General features: G+C 68.3%; 3 protein-coding genes. All 3 read right to left on the bottom strand.

What is annotated here, in order from left to right; all coding sequences use genetic code 11:
• Window positions 1–725 (bottom strand): S-adenosylmethionine synthetase N-terminal domain-containing protein (locus tag ACESL7_RS13840; protein WP_372893894.1); only part of this gene is annotated, 725 nt, incomplete at its 3' end.
• 44 nt (window positions 726–769) lie between these two features.
• Window positions 770–3,418: a methionine synthase gene (gene metH, locus ACESL7_RS13835; RefSeq protein WP_372893893.1), complete on the bottom strand. Its 2,649-nt coding sequence runs from the start codon at window positions 3,416–3,418 to the stop codon at window positions 770–772.
• A partial coding sequence (locus ACESL7_RS13830; protein WP_372893892.1) for a homocysteine S-methyltransferase family protein occupies window positions 3,415–3,999 on the bottom strand: 585 nt, incomplete at its 5' end. The genes metH and ACESL7_RS13830, both read right to left, overlap by 4 nt.

Raw genomic sequence — 3,999 nt, 5'->3', positions numbered from 1 at the left:
CCCGCGTCCCCCTCGGGGCCGCCGAGGACGAAGCGCCCGGTCGGGTTCACGAAGAGGCGGTCGTCCGGCACCGTCCAGCCCTCGAGGAGCGCGTCGTCGAGGTACTGCTTGACGAGCGTGCGCACCTGGTCGCCGGTGACATCCTCGTCGTGCTGGGTGGAGACCACCACGGCGTCGATGCCCACCGGCTTGCCGTCCTCGTACTTGAGCGTCACCTGGCTCTTGGCGTCGGGGCCGAACTCGGGGCGCTTGCCCGCCTTCCGGTCCTCGGCCATGTTGCGCAGGATGCGGTGGGCGAACTGGATCGGCGCGGGCATGAGCTCGTCGGTCTCGTTGCAGGCGTAGCCGAACATGATGCCCTGGTCGCCGGCGCCTTCCTCGCCCTTGTCGCCCTCGTCCACGCCCTGCGCGATGTCGCCCGACTGCGCGTGCAGGCGGTTGATCACCTCCACGTTCCGCCAGTCGAAGCCGAGCTGGTCGTAGCCGATGTCCTTGATCGCCTCGCGCACCAGGTCCTCGACCGAGCGCAGCACGCTGTCCGGTCCGCGCACCTCGCCCGCCACGGTGACGTGGTTGGTCGTCGCCAGCGCCTCGACCGCCACGCGGGCGTCGTCGGGCGCCTCGCGCAGGTAGGCGTCGAGGATCGTGTCCGAGATGCGGTCGCAGACCTTGTCGGGGTGCCCCTCGGACACGGATTCGCTGGTGAAGAGCCAGGTGTTGGCCATGATGATCGATCTCCCTGTGATGATCGGGGGTCTGGCGCGGCCGCTCAGGCGGATTTCCTGAGCGGCGGGGCGCCGGGGGTGTAGGCGAGATTCGGCGCGAGCCAACTCTCCGCCTCGTCGAGGGTCATGCCCTTGCGGGCGGCGTAATCCTCGACCTGATCGCGCCCGATGCGGCCGACACCGAAGTAGGCGGCCTCCGGGTGCGCGAAGTAGAGGCCCGACACGGCCGCGGCGGGCCACATCGCGCAGCTTTCGGTGAGCTCCAGCCCGGCGGTGCGCGGCGCGTCGAGCAGATCGAAGAGCGTGCGCTTTTCGGTGTGCTCCGGGCAGGCCGGGTAGCCGGGCGCGGGCCGGATGCCGCGATAGCCCTCGCGGATGAGCTCCTCGTTCGCGAGCGTCTCGTCGGGCGCGTAGCCCCAGATCTCCCGGCGCACGCGCTGGTGCATGGCCTCGGCCATCGCCTCGGCGAGGCGGTCGGCGAGCGCCTGCACCATGATCGCGTCGTAGTCGTTGCCGGCCTGCTTGTAGCCCTCGGCGATCGCGTGGACCTCCGGCCCGGCGTTGACGGCGAAGCCGCCGATCCAGTCCTGCCCCTTCGGCAGCACGAAGTCTGAGAGGCAGTGGTTGGCGCGGCCCTTCCGCTTCTCGGTCTGCTGACGAAGCATGCAGAAACGAGCGCGCTCGCGCCGGCGGTCCTCGTCGGCCCAGATCACGATGTCGTCGCCGTCACGGTTCGCCGGCCAGAGCGCGAGCGCCGCGCGCGGCGAGAACCAGCCCTCTTTCGCGATCCGCGCGAGCATGTCCTGCGCGTGACCGTAAAGCTCGCGCGCCGTCTCGCCGCGCTGCGGGTCGTCGAGGATCGCCGGGAAAGTCTGGCGCATCTCCCAGGTCCAGAAGAAGGGCGACCAGTCGATGTACTCGAAGAAGTCCTCCGCCTTCAGGTCGTCGAGCTGGATGAGCCCCGTCTGGTTCGGCCGTTCCGGCACGTGATCGCCCGGATCGACCGCATTGGCGCGCGCGGCGGCGAGCGGCACGGTCGGGCGCTCGGCCCGGCCCGCCTGACCACCGGCGAGGCCGCTGTATTCCTCCGCCACCTCGGCGAGGAACTGCGGCTTGCGGTCCTTCGACAGGAGACGCGAGACCACGCCCACCGCCTGCGAGGCGTCGTCGACATGCACCACGCCGTGTTCGTAGGCCGGCGCGATCTTGATCGCCGTGTGCTTCTTCGAGGTCGTCGCCCCCCCGATCAGGAGCGGCACCTCGAAGCCCGCGCGGGTCATCTCCGCCGCGACGTCGACCATGCGGTCGAGCGAGGGCGTGATCAGGCCCGAGAGGCCGATCACGTCGACGTTCTCTTCCTTCGCCTTGGCGACGATGTCCTCGGTCGGCACCATCACGCCCATGTCGACCACGTCGTAGTTGTTGCAGGCGAGCACGACGCCGACGATGTTCTTGCCGATGTCGTGCACGTCGCCCTTCACCGTGGCGAGCAGGATCTTGCCCTTGGCGGAGGTGTCGCCGGTGCGGCGCTTCTCCTCCTCCATGTAGGGGATGAGATGGCCGACGGCCGTCTTCATCACGCGGGCGGATTTCACCACCTGCGGCAGGAACATCTTGCCCTCGCCGAAGAGCTCGCCGACGACGTTCATGCCGTCCATGAGCGGCCCCTCGATCACCTCGAGCGGCTTGTCGGCCTTCTGTCGCGCTTCTTCGGTGTCGTCGATGACATGGTCGGTGATACCGTGGATGAGCGCGTGGGAGAGCCGCTCCTCGACCGGGGCCTCGCGCCACTTCGGGTCGGACTTCTTCTGCGCCTCGCCGGAGTCCTTGTACTTGTCCGCGATGTCCAGCAGCCGGTCGGTGGCGTCGTCGCGGCGGTTGAACAGCACGTCCTCCACCCGCTCGCGCAGCTCGTCGGGGATGTCGTCGTAGACCGTGATCTGGCCCGCGTTGACGATCGCCATGTCCATCCCCAGCGGGATGGCATGGTAGAGGAAGCAGGAATGCATCGCCTCGCGCACCGGGTTGTTGCCCCGGAACGAGAACGAGACGTTCGACAGGCCGCCGGAGATGTGGGTGTCCGGCATTTCCGCCTTGATCAGCTTGATCGCGTCGAAGAAGGCGTTGGCGTAGTCGTTGTGTTCCTCGATGCCCGTGGCCACCGCGAAGATGTTCGGGTCGAAGATGATGTCCCAGGGTTCGAAACCGGCCTGCTGGGTCAGCAGGTCATGGGCGCGCTTGCAGATTTCGAACTTGTGCTGCGCGGTCTCGGCCTGCCCGTGCTCGTCGAAGGCCATGACGACGACGGCGGCGCCGAAGCGGCGCACGGTCCTCGCCTGTTCGAGGAACTCCGCCTCGCCCTCCTTGAGCGAGATGGAGTTGACGACGGAGCGGCCCTGCACGCACTTCAGCCCGGCCTCGATCACCTCGAACTTCGAGCTGTCGATCATGACCGGCACGCGGGAGATGTCGGGCTCCGCAGCGATCAGGTTGAGGAAGGTGCGCATCGCCTTCTCGGCGTCGAGCAGCCCCTCGTCCATGTTGACGTCGATGATCTGCGCGCCGTTCTCGACCTGGCTCCGCGCGACCTCCAGCGCCTCGTCATACTGATCGTTCATGATCAGCTTCTTGAAGCGGGCGGAGCCGGTGACGTTGGTGCGTTCGCCGATGTTGATGAAACTGCCCGTGCTCATGCCGCGGCCCCCTGCCCCTTTTCGAAGAGTTCCAGCCCCGAGAGCTGCAGCCTTTGGGCCCGCTCGGGGATCCTGCGTGGCGTCTTGCCCTCGACCGCCTGCGCGATGGCGCGGATGTGCTCAGGCGTCGTGCCGCAGCAGCCACCCACGATGTTGACGAGCCCGGCCTCGGCCCATTCGCCGAGGTGCGATGCGGTCTCTTCCGGCGTCTCGTCGTAGCCCCCCATCTCGTTCGGAAGCCCCGCGTTCGGATAGGCCGAGACGCGGGTGTCCGCGATCTCGGAGAGTGCGCGCACGTGCTGGCGCATCTCGCCGGCGCCGAGCGCACAGTTCAGCCCCACGGAGAAGGGCCGCGCGTGGCTCACCGAGACCCAGAACGCCTCCGGCGTCTGGCCGGTGAGCGTGCGCCCCGAGCGGTCGGTGATCGTGCCCGAGATCATCAGGGGCGGCACGTCCATCTCCTCCCGCAGGAGGTCGATGGCGTAGAAGGCCGCCTTGGCGTTCAGCGTGTCGAAGATCGTCTCGACGAGCAGAAGGTCGACGCCCCCCTCGATCAGCGCGCGCGCGGCCTCGCCGTAGGC

It is taken from the genome of Rhodosalinus sp. (genome assembly GCF_041685465.1).
Classification (GTDB): Bacteria; Pseudomonadota; Alphaproteobacteria; order Rhodobacterales; family Rhodobacteraceae; genus Rhodosalinus.
The sequence above is the reverse complement of the archived record's forward strand: the minus strand, read 5'-3'. Positions and strand labels throughout refer to the sequence as shown.